General features: G+C 68.5%; 16 protein-coding genes. 8 read left to right on the forward strand and 8 right to left on the reverse strand.

Going from position 1 to position 16,560, the window contains the following annotated elements; all coding sequences use genetic code 11:
- Window positions 1–325 precede the first annotated feature (325 nt).
- Together NL114_RS10510 and NL114_RS10515 are read right to left on the reverse strand one after the other, a co-directional pair.
- Entirely contained in the window at window positions 326–646 is a 321-nt protein-coding gene (locus NL114_RS10510) for an AzlD family protein (protein ID WP_254820870.1), read from the reverse strand.
- Window positions 636–1,397 (reverse strand): AzlC family ABC transporter permease, encoded by a 762-nt coding sequence (locus NL114_RS10515; protein ID WP_254820871.1) that lies wholly within the window; start codon window positions 1,395–1,397, stop codon window positions 636–638. Before NL114_RS10515 ends, NL114_RS10510 begins: the two co-directional genes overlap by 11 nt.
- Window positions 1,398–1,733: 336 nt before the next feature.
- Here NL114_RS10515 and NL114_RS10520 point away from each other — a divergent pair, with 336 nt between their 5' ends.
- Window positions 1,734–2,957: an MFS transporter gene (locus tag NL114_RS10520; RefSeq protein WP_254820872.1), complete on the forward strand. Its 1,224-nt coding sequence runs from the start codon at window positions 1,734–1,736 to the stop codon at window positions 2,955–2,957.
- Between the two features lie 150 nt (window positions 2,958–3,107).
- Window positions 3,108–4,250: an acyl-CoA dehydrogenase family protein gene (locus tag NL114_RS10525; protein WP_254820873.1), complete on the forward strand. Its 1,143-nt coding sequence runs from the start codon at window positions 3,108–3,110 to the stop codon at window positions 4,248–4,250.
- Between the two features lie 5 nt (window positions 4,251–4,255).
- On the opposite strand, the gene NL114_RS10530 is transcribed toward NL114_RS10525, so the two are convergent.
- Window positions 4,256–5,107 carry a DsbA family oxidoreductase gene (locus NL114_RS10530; protein WP_254820874.1) on the reverse strand — a complete coding sequence of 284 codons (852 nt, stop codon included), beginning with the start codon at window positions 5,105–5,107 and terminating at the stop codon, window positions 4,256–4,258.
- 384 nt (window positions 5,108–5,491) lie between these two features.
- Entirely contained in the window at window positions 5,492–6,343 is an 852-nt protein-coding gene (gene surE / locus NL114_RS10535; RefSeq protein WP_350355423.1) for a 5'/3'-nucleotidase SurE, read from the reverse strand.
- A gap of 339 nt (window positions 6,344–6,682) precedes the next feature.
- On the opposite strand from surE, the gene NL114_RS10540 reads away from it, so the two are divergent.
- Both NL114_RS10540 and NL114_RS10545 read left to right on the forward strand, forming a co-directional pair.
- Entirely contained in the window at window positions 6,683–7,330 is a 648-nt protein-coding gene (locus tag NL114_RS10540) for a zinc-ribbon domain-containing protein (protein ID WP_254820876.1), read from the forward strand.
- Window positions 7,331–7,374: 44 nt separating this feature from the next.
- Window positions 7,375–7,983: a zinc-ribbon domain-containing protein gene (locus NL114_RS10545; RefSeq protein ID WP_254820877.1), complete on the forward strand. Its 609-nt coding sequence runs from the start codon at window positions 7,375–7,377 to the stop codon at window positions 7,981–7,983.
- A 54-nt stretch (window positions 7,984–8,037) separates the two neighbouring features.
- Here the strand turns inward: NL114_RS10545 and NL114_RS10550 are convergent, their stop codons facing one another.
- Window positions 8,038–9,327 (reverse strand): MFS transporter, encoded by a 1,290-nt coding sequence (locus NL114_RS10550; protein ID WP_254820878.1) that lies wholly within the window; start codon window positions 9,325–9,327, stop codon window positions 8,038–8,040.
- 3 nt (window positions 9,328–9,330) lie between these two features.
- Window positions 9,331–10,437, reverse strand: a complete 1,107-nt coding sequence (locus NL114_RS10555) for an MBL fold metallo-hydrolase (RefSeq protein ID WP_254820879.1) — start codon at window positions 10,435–10,437, stop codon at window positions 9,331–9,333.
- A gap of 88 nt (window positions 10,438–10,525) precedes the next feature.
- Between NL114_RS10555 and NL114_RS10560 the strand changes: the two genes are divergently transcribed.
- The 4 genes from NL114_RS10560 to NL114_RS10575 all read left to right on the forward strand — a co-directional run bounded on the left by NL114_RS10560 (window position 10,526) and on the right by NL114_RS10575 (window position 14,346).
- The gene (locus NL114_RS10560; protein ID WP_254820880.1) at window positions 10,526–11,260 is read left to right on the forward strand and encodes a helix-turn-helix domain-containing protein; all 735 of its coding nucleotides are present in this window, start codon (window positions 10,526–10,528) and stop codon (window positions 11,258–11,260) included.
- A 311-nt stretch (window positions 11,261–11,571) separates the two neighbouring features.
- Entirely contained in the window at window positions 11,572–12,018 is a 447-nt protein-coding gene (locus NL114_RS10565) for a hypothetical protein (RefSeq protein WP_254820881.1), read from the forward strand.
- A gap of 22 nt (window positions 12,019–12,040) precedes the next feature.
- Complete coding sequence (locus NL114_RS10570; RefSeq protein WP_254820882.1) at window positions 12,041–13,150, forward strand: hypothetical protein; 1,110 nt, start codon at window positions 12,041–12,043, stop codon at window positions 13,148–13,150.
- Between the two features lie 14 nt (window positions 13,151–13,164).
- A complete protein-coding gene (locus NL114_RS10575; RefSeq protein WP_254820883.1) occupies window positions 13,165–14,346 on the forward strand; it encodes a hypothetical protein in 1,182 nt (393 codons plus the stop codon).
- A gap of 176 nt (window positions 14,347–14,522) precedes the next feature.
- On the opposite strand, the gene NL114_RS10580 is transcribed toward NL114_RS10575, so the two are convergent.
- The gene (locus NL114_RS10580) at window positions 14,523–15,236 is read right to left on the reverse strand and encodes a sterol carrier protein (protein WP_254820884.1); all 714 of its coding nucleotides are present in this window, start codon (window positions 15,234–15,236) and stop codon (window positions 14,523–14,525) included.
- Between the two features lie 540 nt (window positions 15,237–15,776).
- A complete protein-coding gene (locus NL114_RS10585) occupies window positions 15,777–16,376 on the reverse strand; it encodes an SCP2 sterol-binding domain-containing protein (RefSeq protein WP_254820885.1) in 600 nt (199 codons plus the stop codon).
- Between the last annotated feature and the right edge of the window lie 184 nt (window positions 16,377–16,560).

Below are 16,560 nucleotides of genomic sequence, written 5' to 3' on the forward strand. Positions count from 1 at the left end.
AGGCAGATTATACTATACCAGGTTTCGCCCGCTAAATCGGGGCATCCTCGACGCACTATCGTACCCTCTTCTGGAGCATATGGTGGTTTAGGGAGTTAAGATGCTGAATTCGATACGGGGCGTTGAATGCCGACTTGATATATTGGGATATTGACCATTTCTGGAACGCTCGACCCGAGGAACAGCGGACTACCGGGGCCTCCGCCGTTTCGGTCCCCACTGGTCTCGAATCAGATGGGCTTGGTAGCCGATGTAGAACCAGATGGTGAAGACGGTCGCGAGAAATAGGACCAGACTCGGTATCACGGGCGAGTCCGAGCCGGACTCAGTCGATGCCGGCGATGCCGTGGCGGAGCGCGAGCAGCACGCCGACGCCGGCCACCATCGCGAGCAGCACGTTGTCGGTCCGGTGGGCGACGGCGACGACGGCGAGGCCGGCGACCCACTCCGGCGGGCCGCCCTCCAGCAGCCGGACGGCGAGGATGGCGACGATGATGCCACCGGGGAGCGCGTCGAGCGCCTCGCGGACCGACTCCGACGGCTCGACCCGGTCGAGCACCCAGAACCCGCCGGCCTTCGTCGCGTACGTGACGGCGCTCATGCCGAGGACGACCGCCAGGGCCGTCACCGACACGTCAGCGAACACCGCGCATCACCTCCGCGACGCTGGCGGCGACGCCGCCGGCCAGGATGTACCACCGGCCGGGGAGAGCGGTGTGGACCCCGACGGCGACGAGCGCGGCGACGGCCCACGGGAGGAGCGTCCCGCGACCCTCCCAGAACCCGACGAGCAGGGCGAGGAAGATGGCCGTCAGGACGAAGTTGAGACCGTAGGCTGCCGGGTCCCCGAGTACGCCACCGGCGACCGCGCCGAGGGCGGTCGCGGCCACCCAGAACACCCAGATGGCGAGGCCGCTCCCCAGGAGGAAGGCCCCGCGGCCGCTGCCCGAGCGGAGGTCCTCGACCGTGAGCGCCCAGTTCTCGTCGGCCATGAAGAAGAGGCTCGTGTACGCCTGCTGCGACGAGAGCCGGCTGAACCACGGCCGCAACGAGGCGCCCATCAGGAGGTACCGGAGGTTGACGACCAGCGTCGTCCCGACGACGGCGACGACGGGGATGGGCCAGTCCCAGAGTCCGACGGCGATGAGCTGGGCGGCCCCCGCCAGCACGGTCGCACTCATGGCGACCGCCGTGGGAACGCTCAACCCCGCCTCGCGGGCGAGGACGCCGAAGACGATGCCGTAGGCGCCGACCCCGAGCGCGACCGGGACGCACGTGACGAAGCCGGCACGGAGGCCGGCGGCCGAGAACTCGAGTCGCCGCTGTCCGTCCGTCGCCGTCGACTCCGCCGGTCGGGAAGTCGAGTCCGCTGGAAGGTGAGGTTCATCCGGGGACATCGTACTTACGAGTGGGGAGCAGGGCCGGATAGTCGGTTGCGGTGGTGTGGTCCTGTCCAACGCGTGTCGGGGCCGCCGTGTGCGGTCCCGGTCGGGGAACCGCAGCGTCTCCCGTCGTCGCGAGCCGTCGCGTGGTCCATTGCAGGTCGACGTTGTGGGACGTTCCGCTAATATCTCAGGTAACGTATGATTCGCCAGGTGTAACCCACCGTACCGACCCGGATATCGACCGCCGGTATCGGTACGTAACCTGATTTAGTGGAACCCGCATGAGATATTACACGTCGTAGCGCGACCGACTACCCGTGATGCACACTACGGGGATGGAGGCAACGAATGACGACTGAGGCCGTCTCTCGGCCGGGAACGACCGGCTTCCTCGCCCAGCGGCGCGCGGTCGGGTGTCTGTTCGGTGCCTGGCTGCTCTCGGTCTTCTCGCAGGGGTACATCATCGTCCCGGCGAGCGTGCTCCCGGTCATCACGACGGAGTTCGGCATCACGTCGTCGCGGGCCGTCTGGATCGTCAGTGCGACGCCCGGTGCGTGGGCGCTGACGAACTTCGCGCTCGGGAGCGGCATCGACCGGATCGGTGACGTGCGGGCGATCCTCGTCGCCGGGCTCACCGTCGTCGTTGCCTCGATACTCGGCTGGTGGGCCGGCGCACACCACCGGTTCTGGGTCCTCATCCTGTCCCGGCTCGTCGCCGGGGCCGGCATCGGCATCGTCTGGACCGCGTCGGCGAACGTCGTCGGCCAGGCGTTCACCGGCGACACGCGTGGTACCGCGCTGGGGCTGTTCACCACGAGCGCCCCCGCCGGGTTCGCCCTCGCACAGGTCGTGACCCCGCTCGTCGCGGAGACGGACACCTGGGCGGCGACGTTCCTGCTCGTCGCCGGCTGTGTGCTGGTCTCGCTGGGACTGTTCTGGTACTCGGTGCGTGACCTCCAGTTACAGGCCACCGACACGCCGGGGAACGCGCTCCAGAACGTGCGGCAGGCGCTCGGCTCGCGGACGGTCCGGTTCGGCTGCGCGATGGCCTTCGCGGCGTACTCGCTGTACCTGTTCATCAACAGCTGGATGCCGACCTACCTCGCGGAGCAGTTCACCATCTCGCTCGCGCTGAGCGGCCTGCTCTCGGCGCTGTTCCCCGCCGTCGGCATCGTCTCGCGGGCCAGCGGCGGCTACGTCTCGGACCGACTGCTCGGACAGCGGCGCATCCCCGTCCTCCGGGTGTCGTTCCTCGTGGCGCTCCCCGTCACGGCACTCGTCGCGTACACCACCAGCGTCCGCGTCATCGCCGCCCTGCTGGTGGTGGCCGGGTTCGTCATCCAGCTCACCTTCGGTATCGTCTACAGCTACGTGCAGGAGTCCGTCGCCCCCGGTATCTCCGGGACGGCGCTGTCGGTGCTCGGAACCGCGGGCATCTCGGGCGCCTTCACCGCGCCCCTCGTCGCCGGGGCGCTCATCGACGCGACCGGCACGTACCTCGCCGCGTTCGGCTACGCGGTCGGCATCGCCTGCCTCGGACTGGTCCTCGCCTGGTTCGCTCCGGAAACGTGAGCGCTCGAACGCCCCCCGTCCGGGCGACGCCCGCGAGAGCGTTCCCCGCCCGAACGATGCTCGGACGGCCCCCTCCCCACCACCCTGCCGCCGTCGGTCGGAACAAGAACGAAATAGCACGGCCACCAGCAGTCAGCACTCCCACGACCGATGAACACGCAACTCACCGAAACGCAGGAACGGCTCCGCGAGGAGGCACGACGGTTCGCACAGGACGAGATCCGGCCGCGGGCAATCGAACTGGACCGGAACGAGGACCACCCGACCGAACTCCTCGAGGAGCTCGGGGAGCGCGGCTACGCGGGCCTCACGCTCCCGGAGCGGTACGGCGGGATGGACGAGGGACTGGTCGAGCTCGCGCTCGTCATCGAGGAGCTGTCGGCGGCGCTCATGCCCGTCGCCAGCGCCCTCGCCCTGCATCTCGGCGTCGCCGAGGCCATCCAGCGGTTCGGAACCGACACCCAGCGCGAGGAGTTCCTCCCGTCGATGGCCGCGTACGACACCGTCGGCGCCCTCGGCCTGAGCGAGGCCAACGCCGGGAGCGACAAACTGCGGATGGAGACGACCGCCGAGCGGGCGGGTGACGAGTGGGTACTGAACGGGCACAAGCAGTGGGTCACCAACCTCCTGCACGCCGACCACGTCCTCACGTACGCGAAGACCGGGCCCGAGGCCGAGCGGCCGCGCAACATCACCGCGTTCCTGGTCCCGGCCGACGCGTTCGAGGTCGACGAGGTCTGGGACACCCTCGGCGCCCGGACCGTGAAATCCCCGCGAGCCACGCTCTCGGACGTTCGCGTTCCGGACGACCGGCGGGTCGGCGAGGTTGGGGCAGGCTACGTCCAGCGCGGGGAGCTCCGGACGGGCGTGAACGTCCCCGCCCGCGGGGTCGGCATCGCCCGGGCCGCCCTCGACGACACCGTCGCGTACACCAGCCAGCGGGAGCAGTTCGACCAGTCGGTCGGCGACTTCCAGGGCGTCCGGTGGGAGGTCGGCGAGATGGCCCAGCGGGTCGACACCGCCCGGCTCCTGACGTTGCGGGCCGCCGACCGCGCCGACCGGGGGCTCGACACCAGCCGTGAGTTCAGCATGGCCAAGGTACAGGCGACGCAGGCGGCCGTCGACAACGCCAACCGGGCGATGCAGCTCCACGGCGGCATCGGTTACACGACCGAGCAGCACGTCGAACGCTACCTCCGGGATGCACGGCTCCTGACCATCGCCGGGGGCCCGAACGAGGGCCACAAGGACACGCTCGGCGAGGCGGTCTACGCCGAACATCCCCGGCGGTAGCCGTCCTATCGCTGGGAGGCGCCGCCGGCGACCGCGTGCCAGAAGTACCCGTTCCCGCGCTGCTCGCGCCGCAGTGCGTCCTCGTCGGTGAGCGACTGGAGCGCCTGTCGTGCCTTCCCGCGGGCGAGGTCGTACACCGTCGCGACCTCCTGGGTCGCGACCGGGCCGTGGTCGGCGACGAACGCCCGAATCGTCGGCGGTGACGACTGCTCGAGCCCGTCCGCGGCGGCTTCGAGCCGGTCCGCGAGCGCGTCGAACGACTGGAAGCCGGCGAGCTGGAACGTCTCCTCGGCCCCCTCGATGCGGTAGGTCGGGAAGGCCCGGACGCCGGCGTTTCGGGTGCGCGCGAGGTCGTCCTCGAAGGCGGCCCGTGCGGTGCCGTCGTCCAGCGCCCCGGTGAAGGCCGCGACATCCAGCCCGACCTGTTCGGCCAGCGCCACCTGCTCGGCACGCTCGTTGACGTTGCGCGCCTGGGTCGCGTACGCCTCGCGGAGCAGCCGAAGGTACCGGTGGGCCCGCTCGCGGTCCTGCAGCCGTGCGGCCGCGAAGGCGATGCTGGCGGGGTACGTCGACCGCGCGGGGTTCGTCTCGAAGATGGCCGTCTCGACGGGCATCCCGTGCTGTTCGGACGCCTCGCGCCAGTGTGGGCCGACGTCGCTCGGCTCGGCGATGTCGTTGCCGGCGTCGTAGAACGCGTCGAAGTCCTCGACGAGCCCGCCCAGCACGAACTCGAGACGGAGCTGGTCACCGTACACGGTTCGGAGCCGGCGCAACACCGGCTCGGACCCCCAGCACCACGTACACATGGGGTCGGTGAACTGGGTCAGCGTCACACTGGAGTCGACTGTCTCGGGCATACGGGGCCGACTACCGGCCCCTGTCCGGTAAGTTTCAGCTAACTTATACTATGTCACGTCTCCCGCGGCGTACCAGGTTTCGGTCCGTTACCGCCGCCGCTTGCCGCCGGTCGCCGGTGTGGAGCGGGTGCTGGGCATGTGCTCCGTGGAGGAGGGCTGCCCCGGTGGTGGGAGTGGGGCAGGGGTGGAGGGTGGGGGGCAGGGGGGACCAATCCAGGACCGTCCGGGGGGCGGGCAACCCCGGACACTGGATGGTGATGCCGGGCACCGTTCGGGCGGCTTCCGGCATCCGAGTCGTGTGGCGCGATGGATGTAAAGCTACCAGTAGCTCAAACAGCGTTTTGAGCCACCGTCGTGGCTCAGACCGTCGAACCCGTCACCTCCTCACACCGTCGAATCTGTCACGCCCGCGAAGACCGTCGCCAGCTGCTCGAACACGGCCTCGTCGATGCCGTGCCGCGGGAGCGTGAGCGGGGAGATGCTGACGCGGTCGTCGAGCAGTGCCCGCCTGTCGGTGCCTCCCTCGTCGGGGATGTCCCCCTCGGCCATCCCCGCGTGCAGCGGGTTGTGGAGTGCGAACCGACCGTCTGCGAGGTCGGCGTGCATGTCGTACTGGGGTGTCGGCCGGGTGATGGCCACGCCCGAGAGGTCGCGGTCCGGCCGCGGGACGTTGACGTTGAGGTAGTCGGTGTGGTCGAAGGCGTCCCCGTCGAGGGCCCGGTCGACGGCGGTCCGGCCGACGCGGGCGGCCCGCTCGAAGTCCTCGGGGGCGAGCCCGTCCCGGTCCAGCCCGATGACGTCCATCGAGACGGCGATGCCGGGCACGCCGAGCGAGGCGGCCTCGACCGCGGCGCTCGCGGTGCCCGAGCGCGGGAGGACGTGGATGCCGAGGTTCGCCCCGGCGTTACAGCCCGCGACGACCACGTCGGGGTCGAACGCGCCGATTCCGAGGATGACGCAGTCACAGGGCGTCCCGTGGACGGCGTACCCGAGTTCGTGTTCCTCGTGTGGGATTGTCACCGTGAACGGGTCCTCGGGGTCCGCACCCAGTCCGAGGTCGCCGTCGTTCCCGCCGTCGTCGGGGCCCATCCGGCCGTAGGAGAGCCCTCGGCCGACGGCACTCTGGTTCCCGGCTGGTGCCACGACGGTCACCTCGCCCAGTGCTTCGAGCGCGTCCGCGAGCGCCCGGAGGCCGGGGGCGTCGATGCCGTCGTCGTTCGTGAGCAGGATCTTCATCGTGCACCCGTGATGCAGGAACGGCGAGCCACGGCCGGTCGTCGTGTCATCGGATTCGTCTCGCCGTCGGACGAACATAAATCGGGTGGCGGTGTCCGGACTGGAGCCTCGTGGTTCCAGACCACTCTCCCCGTTCGGATGATGATCGTCCGGACAATATTTTTATGCACACTAACTGATGTGTGTCAATACATGGTATCAACACACACGGTCTGTGGGGGGGTCGAGCGAACGGTGCCCGGGGGGGAACCCACACGGGTCACATGCCACGGGGGCGGTCTGCCCGTCGGCGAGGGGTACGGAGCCGTGACTGGCACAGCCCCGGGGGGTGCGTGACCGATGGCGTACTGTCCGGACTGTGGCGCGGAGGTTTCGAAGGGAGTGAAGTTCTGCTCCGAGTGCGGGACCTCTCTGGAGGACTCGGCGGCGGCGAACTCACCGCCCGCGGGAAGCGCCTCCGGTACGTCGGGAACAAACGAGCGCGGTTCCGGGGGGACGACCGCCGCCGATGGGGCTACCGCAAGCACCACGTCGGCGGGCGGGACGGCCACCGCCGACGCCACGGCGACCACCACGTCGAGTACCGCTGGAACTGCCGATGACCCGGAGAACCAGGAGTCGAGCCTGGACCTGCCGGCCAATCAGGCTGCTGCGCTCTCGTACGTCCTCGGCCTGCTAACCGGCCTCGTCGTCTTCATCATCGAGGACGAGAACGAGTTCGTGCAGTTCCACGCCGCACAGAGTATCGTGCTGTCGGTGGCGTTCGGAGGACTGTATCTGGTCTTCGGGGTGCTGACGAGCATCCTGTCGTTCCTCCCGGATGTCATCGGGGTACTCCTGATATCCCTGCTGGGTCTCGTCCAGGCGGTGATCGGGCTGGCTGGCTTCGTCGCCTGGGTGTACCTGATGATCCAGGCCTATCAGGGAGAGCGGTTCGTGGCCCCCGTCATCGGCGGTTTCGCCGAGAACCTCGCCAAGCAGGGATAGCACCACCAGAACAAACGAACGACTTCAGGTAGCGGAATCGGACAATGCCTTACTGTCACGAATGTGGAACGGAGATCGCGGACGGTTCCAGCTTCTGTCCGGAGTGTGGCACGTCGCTGTCGGACAGCAGGAGTCAGAACGACGGGACGAGCGGGACGGAGACGCGTGAGGCGTCCCCGACGACGGACGCCGCAGAGACCGACACCGGAGCCCGGGACCAGTCGTCCGGAACGGCCGGTTCGCTGGCGGGCCGCTTCTGGGTCACCACGCTCGTCGGCGCCGTACTGGCGTTCGTCCTCGGATTGCTCCTCTCCTCGTTCTCTGGGGGCCTCCTCTACTTCGTCGGGGTCATCGGCGGAGCCTTCGTCGGCGGGGTACTGTACCGGCAGGGACCCGGCGGCGGTGCGAAGGTCGGGGCCGTCTCGGGGGGGCTGTCGACCATCCCGTTCGCGGTCCTCCTGTTCGGCGTCCTGGCGGTCGGCCTCGGCGGGCTCATCGCCAACACCCCCCTCGCCACGAACTCGCCACAGGGGGAGAACCTCCTCGCCGCCTACGGGGTCATCGCGGTCGTGATCGTCCTCGCCGCGTTCGTGGCCAACATCGTCTTCGGCGTCATCGGCGGCCTGGTGGGGGGTGCGGTGGCCAGCGATTGAGGGGAGCGCTCGCAGCCACCGGTCACGCCCGTGGCGCGCTCGTCGCGGGAGCCCTCAGTCGGCCCGCGTCGGCGCGGCATCCCCCTCCGCAGGCACCGGCTCGTGCGTGCCGAAGTCGGGATGGGTCTCCTCCATCCAGATGTAGACGACCGCCCCCGAGACGAACATCAGGGCCGCGGTCAGGTAGAACGCGGCTTCGGCGCTCACGAACTCCATCCCGAGCCCGATGACGATGGCGCCGACGCCGTACCCGGCGTCGCGCCACATCCGGTAGACGCCCATCCCGGCGACCCGCCACGTGGGGTGGGCGGCGTCGCTCGGGACGGTCATCAGGTTGGGGTACAGCAGCGCCATCCCCAGCCCGGAGGCCGCCGAGAGGGCAGCCCACGCGAGGTAGCCCTCGACCAGTACCATCCCGAGGACGCCCCCGCCGGCCAGGAACATCCCGACCAGGACCGGCGGCCGGCGGCCGATGCGGTCGGCGAGCCCGCCGGTCCCGACCTGGAGGAAGTACATCGCGCTGTGGATGCCGACGACGAGGCCGACGGCCTCGATGCCCAGTCCCTGGCTGGTGAGATACAGCGGCACCGCCAGCCAGAACAGCGTGTCCACGAACTTCTCGATGTGGCCGGCCTGGGCCGCCGCGAACAGCGTCCGGTCACCGTAGGTCGCCCGCTTCAGCACCGCGTCGAACGGCAGGTTCGCGTCGTGGTGGTCCTCGTCGTCGTCGATCTCCGCCTGCGCGTACTGGGCGGTCTCCCTGATGAGGAAGATGGTGATGAGGAACGCCAGCACCACGACGACACCGAGGAAGTAGAACGGCTCGGGCCGGAGGCTCCACTGCCCCGCGATGAGGCCGGTCACCCAGGCGCCGACGGCGACGCCACTGTAGCCGAAGGCCTCGTCGATGCCGACCGCGAGCCCGCGCTGTTCGGGCCCCGCCAGGTCGATCTTGGCGTTGATGGCCATGCTCCACGTCAGCGCCTGGTTGATGCCCAGCAGGATGTTCCCGACGGTGATCCAGCTCCAGCTGGGGGCGAAGATGAGGATGACCGGCAGCGGCAGCGCGGTCGCCCAGCCGAGGACGAGGACGGGCTTCCGGCCGTAGGCATCGCCCCACTTGCCGGCGTAGAGGTTGAGCAGGGCCTTGACGAAGCCGAAGGAGACGACGAACGAGCCGATGACGAACAGCGACTCGACGCCGAGTACGTCGCGCCCGAGGACGGGCACGACGGCCCGCTCGGAGCCGATGGTCAGCCCGGTCGCGAACACCAGGAGGACGTGCAGCGAGAACTGCCCGATGTGCTCGCGGATACCCTGTTTGAGTTCAGTCGACGTGCTCATCGATCACTCGGCGGCGCAGTTGTTGGGGCCCAGCTCCAGCTCGGCCAGCTCGTCGTCCGGGACCGCCTCCTGTCCGACGTTCGTCCGCTTGACGCGCTCGAAGTTCGGCGGGTGGTCCGGGATGTCCGCGGCGAGTTCCGCGATGAACGCCTCGCGGTCACGGCCGAGGTCCTCGTTCCGTTCGTTCACCTCGGCCAGCGTCGCGGTCACCGGCGGCTCGGGTGACCCGGGGTCGTGGGACGGGAGGACGACCGCGTCGTCCGGTCGCTCCAGCAGGCGCTGGAGGCTGTCGTAGAGCGTGGCGGCGTTCGCCTCGACGTCCGAATCCTCGATGCCGGCCTCGACGCCGAGTTCGACACGGCCGACGCTCTCGTGGAACAGCGTATCGCCCGTGAGGAGCGCCGCTCCCTCGATGTCGAACGAGACGCTCCCCTCGCTGTGCCCGGGCGTGTGGACGACCTCGATATCCACGCTCCCGACCGTGAGCGTCTGGCCGTCCTCGATGGGCGTGACGTCGACGGCGAGTGCATCCTTCGGGTGGAGGTAGTAGGGCACGTCGTGGCTGGCGGCGAGGTCCGTGCCACCGGAGACGTGGTCGGCGTGCGCGTGCGTGTCGAAGACGCCGACGAGGTCGGCCCCGTACTCGTCGAGGACCGCCTCGTACTCTGCGGCGTAGTGCGAGGGGTCGAACACCGCCGCCTCGCCGTCCGAGACGAGGACGTGGGAGAGACAGCCCTTGCCCGGCCGGGCGACCTGGACCAGGTCGCCGTCGATATCGACCGGCACGGGGGCGCTCCGGTGGACGCGGCTCCAGCCGTCCATCCCGTCGGTGAGCGTGGCGGCCTCGTAGCCCATCTCCTGGAGGACGTCCGTCGCGGTCTGTGCGACGATGCCCGCGGCACACACGGTGACGACCTCCCGCTCCTCGGGGAGTTCCGAGAGCGCGGGCTTTGCCGCCTCCGGGTCGTCTTGCAGTTCGTCGTAGACGTCGACGTTGACGCTGCCCGGGACGTGCCAGTCGTCGAAGTCCGCCCGGTGGCGGATGTCAAGCACGAGGGGCTCGTCGGTCTGCAGTCGGTCGCCGAGTTCGTCTGGTGCTATCTCCGGCATCAGTGGTCTCCGATAGCTACCCTGTCGGAATAGGGGTGGTGCGGGACATGGCCGGCACCGTTAATCCGCTGGAGGCGAACAGTTCGGTATGAGCCTCCATCAGGCCTCGTTCCGGGTGCGACACGAGTGTCCGTACCGGGAGCTCTCGGGCCGCTACCCGGACCTCACGATCCGGGAGTGGTATCTGAGCGACTGCCAGGTGCTGGAGATCACCTCGGCGGAGACCCCGACCGAGGAGTTGCTCGAGGACATCCGCACGCTCGGCACGACGCTCCACGAGTCCGTCGACGACTCCGGACTCCACGTCGTCACGCAGGCGTGTCTCTGCTCGCTCGAGGAGTCCATCCTCGAGCGGTTCGAGGCACACAACTGCCTCTACCAGCCCCCGACGGTCCACCGCCACGGGTGGGAGCACTACACCGTCATCGCGTTCGACGAGGCCGACGTCCGGGCACTCCTCAACGACCTCGAGGCCGACCGTGATATCGAGGTGCTCTCGAAGACCGCCATCGCCGACCAGCAACTCCCACACAGCATGCTGATGCCGGTCGACCGGTTGTTCGAGGACATCACCGACCGACAGCTGGCCGCGCTGCAGCTCGCCCTCGAGAACGGCTACTACGAACAGCCACGGGGCACGTCGCTCCGTGAGCTGGCCGACATGACCTCGGTGGCCCGCTCGACGTACGAGGAGCACCTCCGGAAGGCCGAGAACAAGTTCCTCACCAACGCCGGGGCACTCCTGCGGCTCGTGACCGCGGGCACCGCGACGAACCCGTTACAGGCGGAGCCGTCGCCGACGGCGGAGCAGAACGCGGACTGAACGCTGGCGGTCACGAGCGGCTGTCGGAGTGGAGACTTCCGTCGCCCGGCCTCCCAGTCGGTGCCGTGTGGCAGGGGGCCGTGCCTCCCCGCTGGGACCATCCCCCTCGTCGTGGCCCCGAACCCCCTTCGATCGGTTGCTATCACGGTGGCCCCTCCTTTTTTAGTCCCATACCACATCGGATATTGGAACCATAGGATTCGCCGGACGTACGAGGTGGCTCCTATGGGGGGAAACATGATGCACAAGATCGGCTGTAGGGCTGCCCCGGTAGCGTCGGGGCGGCCCCGTAGACGGAGGTATCGACGGCGATGACGGACGACGACGGCCCGCGTCGTCGAGAGTTGCTCGCCGCGGTGAGCGCGACAATGGTGGTCGGCACCGCCGGGTGTTCGATTCTCACCGGTGACGGGGGTTCAGACGGCGACCCCGACGGCGACGACACGCCGACGCCGACCTCGTTCGGCTACGGTGGCTCTCCCACCGCCACGGCCACTGCGACCGTGGCCGCTACGGGGACAGCGACGGAGGACGCGACTCAGCCGACGGACACGACGGTGCCCGGCGACACGGAGACGCCGACGGACGGGCCGGAGACCGCGACGGATACGCCCGGCGGCCAGTCGTCGCAGACAGCCACGCCGACCGACACGCCCGCATCCGGGTCCAATGCGACGGATACGCCGACCTCGACCCCGGAGGACGAGTACGGCGAGCAGGGCTACGGCCAGTACGGCTACGGGGGCGTTGCCCCGTGACGCGACGCACGGAGTGACCACCATGCCCGAGACACCCAACCACGGCTACAACGTCCCCGACGAGGGCGAGCAGAACTGGCACGAACCGCTGAACGAGAACTTCGAGCAGTACGACACCGACATCGAGATCCGGGACACGGAGGCGAACCTGTCGAACTACGACCCGAAGGCGGGCGCGAAGTTCCTCGCGACCGACACCGAAACGGTCTACATCGGTTCTGGGTCGTCGTGGGACCGCCTGGAGACCAGCGGCCGGGCCCCGAAACTGAGCCGACTCAAAGTCTCGAGCGGAGTGAGTCGGATCGACCTACTGAACGAAGATGGAGACCTCAAAATGATAATGGGGTATCAATCTGGTCCAGGCCGCTTCCTCGCGACGCTGTTCGACGACGATGGCGATCAGCACAACGTCCTGTCTGTGAACGATGAGGGGCACGACATCGCCGGTGATGGAAAGGTCGGTATCGGGAAGAGCTCACCAGGTGTGCCATTGGACGTCAACGGGCAGGACAACTGGAACCTCGACAGCAACGACGGTGACCTCCGCATCGGGAACGGGGACTACCGGCTCGTGATGGGCGTCGCGCTCGGCGGGGGCGGGGCGGGCGCGTGCAACATCCGGGCGAAAGGCGGCATCCAGCAGCTCCAGCTCGGCGCCGGAGAGAGCGGGCACACCCTCCGCATCCGCCCGGATACGGTCTCGGTGAACGGTGACTTCGACGTGAGCGGGAACAAGAACTTCGTTCAGTCGGTCGACACCGACGACGGCGAGCGGGAGGTCGTCTACACCGCCACCGAGGCGGGGACGCCACACACCGAGGCGTCGGGCGTCGCCGAACTGTCGAACGGCCGGGCCGAGGTCGACCTGCCCGAGCACTTCGCGTGGGTGACCAGCGAGGCGGACCCACTGATGGTCCAGACGACGCCGTACGGTGGGTCGACCGGACTGAAGGTCGTCGAGCGATCGACCGATCGCATCGTGGTCGAGGCCCTCGACGGCGAGGGGGACTACGAATTCGCCTACACCGTCAAAGGAACCCGCGACGGTCAAGAAAACAAGCAGATCGTCCGTGAGCCCTCGGCAGCGGACGCTGCGTCCGACAGTACCGAGCGTCCGACCGCCGACGACTGACGATTACGAGATCAATGCCCGAGACACCCAACCACGGCTACAACGTCCCCGACGAGGGGGCACAGAACTGGCACGAACCGCTGAACGAGAACTTCGAGCAGTACGACACCGACATCGAGATCCGCGACGAGGAGGCGAACCGGTCGAACTACGACCCGAAGGCGGGCGCGAAGTTCCTCGCCACCGACACCGAGAACGTATATATCGGGGATGGGTCGAACTGGCAGTCCCTCGCGACCTCGGGCCTCAGCCCGTCGTTCGACGAACTCAATCCATCCAACAACTTCCTCGGAATCGCCCGGTCCGACCGAATCACCGACGCGGAGTACTTCGGCGTCGATGCAACGGTCAAATCGGGGGACTTCGGTGGGATGTACCTCAACACCGCGAGCGGGTCAGCGCGGCCGTTCTACGGCTACGCCACCGACGGCGTCTCCAGACTCTGGCACCACTACGATGGGGCGTCGGACGAGTGGCGCCTCGAGGACAACGCCGGGACCCGTCTGGTCGTTCGGGGCGACGGCAGCGTCGGTATCGGTGCGTCCTCGTTCCCCGACCGGAACAAGCTCCACGTCGATTCGAACAACGAGGGGAGCTATGCGGGCAGTTTCAAGTGGTCGGGGAACAGTCTGGGTGCAGCCGTGGCTGCAGAGAACACCGGCGATGCCGGCGATGCCATCCAGGCGATTGCAGGTGGTAGCTGCCGGTCGGCGATCCGGGCCAGCGCAGAGGATAACGCCGACTACGCGCTCCTCACGGACGGCGACATCAGGGTGAACGGCACGCTACAGGCCGATTCCAAGAACTTCGTCCAGTCGGTCGACACCGACGACGGCGAACGGGAGGTGGTCTACACGACCGTGGAGGCCGGCACGCCCCACACCGAGGCGTCGGGCGTCGCCGAGCTGGCGGACGGCCGTGCCACGGTCGGCCTCCCGGAGCACTTCGCGTGGGTCACCGACGCCGACGAGCCGTTGCACGTCCAGACGACGCCGTACGCCGTCGAATCGAACGGCCTTGCGGTCGTCGAACGGTCCACGGAGCGGCTGGTGTTCGCGGACCTCGACGGCACCGGCGACTACGAGTTCTCCTACACCGTGAAGGGGACCCGTGACGGCCACGCCGACAAGCGAGTCGTCCGCGAGCCGTCGGCGACCGCACCGGGTGCCGAGGGACCGGCCCCCGCCGACGACTGACCCCGGCCGAGTTCGGGCAGCCGGTGTCTCTCGGGAGCCACGGTGAACGACCTCCGGAAGGTGTCCCGCGAGACGGACCGAAACGGTTCCCTGGCACAGCGGACCTGATGTCGGCGGTGTATGGCGTACTGCGGAGCGTTGTCGGCGATATCGCTTCCCCCGCGGCCGGGTGACCGCTAGAAGGGCGAGAGGTCCTGGAGCGTCCGTGTCACCTGCCGCTCGGCCGAGCGCCCCACCGTGACCCCCGGCCGCGTGGCCGCGTCGACGACCTCCCGCGTGACCGACGGCCCGGGTTCGGCGAACAGGTGGGTGGTCTCGACCTCGGCGGCTACCTCGCCGAGTAGCCCGAGCATCGAGGCGTAGCGCAGCAGCCGCACCTGGTTCCCCTGCACCGTCAGGTCGTTGGTCAGGAGCGCCGAGACCGCCGGGCGGCCGTCGAGGATGCCCTGCCAGGTGGTGAGCGTGCCGTGGATGAGGAAGCCGGCGTCCCGCGCGTCTGGATCCGTCAGGGTCTCGACCTCGGTGACGCTGCCCTCGCGCAGGCCGATGTGGGCGTGGATGGCGCCGTCGTGGATGTTCTCCTCGATCTGCCGGAGCAGGTCCTGCACGATCTCCGGGAGGGTCGGCCGGATGTGCTCGCCGAACCGTTCGGGCGCCTGCGCGAGCGTCACGTCCTCGACGCCAGCGCGGATATCCTCCGGGAGCTCGGCGAGGACCTCCGGCGGGAGGTCCCCGAGCGTGGTCTCGGCCAGCGGCACGTCGTCGATGACCATGCGGATGTCGCCGTCGAAGCCGACGCCCCAGCCGGCCGAGATGTCGTCGAGCGCGTCGCTCTCGTCGAGGCGACGGCCGTACTGGGCGAGCCACTGTTCGGTGGGGAAGAGCGTCATGTACTGTGTCCTCCGTTCGTGTGTTGGGCTACGCGGCCCCGAGGAACTCGTCCCAACCGTGGGGAGTGAACACCCTGAGGGACCTGCCACGTTTCTGTGGCTTTTTATAAACCAGCTGGCGGAAGGCGGTCGCTGGCAGCCGTGACAGCTCGGCCCGGGCTGCCAACCCGCTGTGACATACGAGAGTGATAAATGGCCGCAGGATAGTGGCAGACGACCGATACTAGTGTGGGTGCTGGTCCCGGATGGTTCCGGCCTCATCCCCGGGCGCCCGTGTCACGCCCGGGCTGTCGACCACTGCCTGGCGGCTTCGACCGCCCGGCGGCTCCATCACCACACAACTGTTGTCGCGGCTCCGGGGCCGGACCATCGAGGTTCCCTGGACGCCTCGTAGCGACAGTGCCGTCCCTGTCAGGACCAGTCCCACTCATCGACGCGCATCTCCGGCGGCCGGTCCATATCACGCGATTCGTGTCCGAGCGTGGCGCTGCCCCGTCTGTCCGGGACCCTCCCGGGCGGCAGACGGGTGTCGTTCGGCACTCAGAGCGCCGCGCTTTCGGGGTCGAGGTCGCGCATGTGGTCGGTCGCGACCTGCATGGTGGCATCGAGCTGCTGGGCCTTCTGGATGGGCCCCTCGATCTCGAACTTCCCCTCCAGGAACGCCTGGACGCCCTGGAAATCCGGGTCGTTCAACATGCTGAACAGCACGTCCGTCGGTCCCCGGAAGACGAGTTCGGCATCGCCATGCGGCCCGAGGCCACCGGTGATACGGCCCGACTCCGCGTCGGTCTCCATGTGGAACGAGACGGGCGAGTCCTCGCACTCCCAGGTGACGGTGAAGGAGTCGGTGATCTGCTCGCGGACCTCGGGGACGTGTTCCGTGACGAGCTCCTGCCCCGCCCAGAGCACGGTGAGGAACCGTTCGACCGTCTCCGTCTCGTCGCTGGCGTAGTCGGCGACGCCGTCCAGCGTACTCATCTTCCGGCTCAGATCCTCGTAGGTGTCGGGGTGTTCGAGGAGCAGTTCACCGACGGCTGCCTCGTCGTCGAGGCCTGCTATCTCGTCCGGCAGGTCGCGCTTGAACTGGTCGTCGTTGGCCGATACGACCGCATCGAGGTCGTCGAACGCTGGGTCCGTCATGTCGTGTACCTCTACCGACCCCTGCGTGGGTATCTCAATCAGGGTTCGCTGTCATATCTGTGGGTGTTTATCTGCGTTCCCCCCTGGCTGATAAATCGGCCCCGTGTCGGTCGGGCCTCGCGTGGTGTCTCTCGATGGCGATGCAGCCGGTACCGGGGCGACCTATCCCTGCCTCCTTGCTCCG

The sequence above is a fragment of the Haloglomus halophilum genome (assembly GCF_024298885.1).
Taxonomy (GTDB): domain Archaea; phylum Halobacteriota; class Halobacteria; order Halobacteriales; family Haloarculaceae; genus Haloglomus; species Haloglomus halophilum.

Bases quoted from the DNA above. Each gene is read 5' to 3' on its own strand.
- NL114_RS10520 (WP_254820872.1), top strand. From the start codon at position 1,734: ATGACGACTGAGGCCGTCTCTCGGCCGGGAACGACCGGCTTCCTCGCC.
- NL114_RS10545 (WP_254820877.1), top strand. From the start codon at position 7,375: ATGCCTTACTGTCACGAATGTGGAACGGAGATCGCGGACGGTTCCAGC.
- NL114_RS10570 (WP_254820882.1), top strand. From the start codon at position 12,041: ATGCCCGAGACACCCAACCACGGCTACAACGTCCCCGACGAGGGCGAG.
- NL114_RS10575 (WP_254820883.1), top strand. From the start codon at position 13,165: ATGCCCGAGACACCCAACCACGGCTACAACGTCCCCGACGAGGGGGCA.
- NL114_RS10550 (WP_254820878.1), bottom strand. From the start codon at position 9,327: ATGAGCACGTCGACTGAACTCAAACAGGGTATCCGCGAGCACATCGGG.
- NL114_RS10555 (WP_254820879.1), bottom strand. From the start codon at position 10,437: ATGCCGGAGATAGCACCAGACGAACTCGGCGACCGACTGCAGACCGAC.
- NL114_RS10560 (WP_254820880.1), top strand. From the start codon at position 10,526: ATGAGCCTCCATCAGGCCTCGTTCCGGGTGCGACACGAGTGTCCGTAC.
- NL114_RS10525 (WP_254820873.1), top strand. From the start codon at position 3,108: ATGAACACGCAACTCACCGAAACGCAGGAACGGCTCCGCGAGGAGGCA.
- NL114_RS10585 (WP_254820885.1), bottom strand. From the start codon at position 16,376: ATGACGGACCCAGCGTTCGACGACCTCGATGCGGTCGTATCGGCCAAC.
- NL114_RS10565 (WP_254820881.1), top strand. From the start codon at position 11,572: ATGACGGACGACGACGGCCCGCGTCGTCGAGAGTTGCTCGCCGCGGTG.
- NL114_RS10540 (WP_254820876.1), top strand. From the start codon at position 6,683: ATGGCGTACTGTCCGGACTGTGGCGCGGAGGTTTCGAAGGGAGTGAAG.
- surE (WP_350355423.1), bottom strand. From the start codon at position 6,343: ATGAAGATCCTGCTCACGAACGACGACGGCATCGACGCCCCCGGCCTC.
- NL114_RS10580 (WP_254820884.1), bottom strand. From the start codon at position 15,236: ATGACGCTCTTCCCCACCGAACAGTGGCTCGCCCAGTACGGCCGTCGC.
- NL114_RS10515 (WP_254820871.1), bottom strand. From the start codon at position 1,397: ATGTCCCCGGATGAACCTCACCTTCCAGCGGACTCGACTTCCCGACCG.
- NL114_RS10530 (WP_254820874.1), bottom strand. From the start codon at position 5,107: ATGCCCGAGACAGTCGACTCCAGTGTGACGCTGACCCAGTTCACCGAC.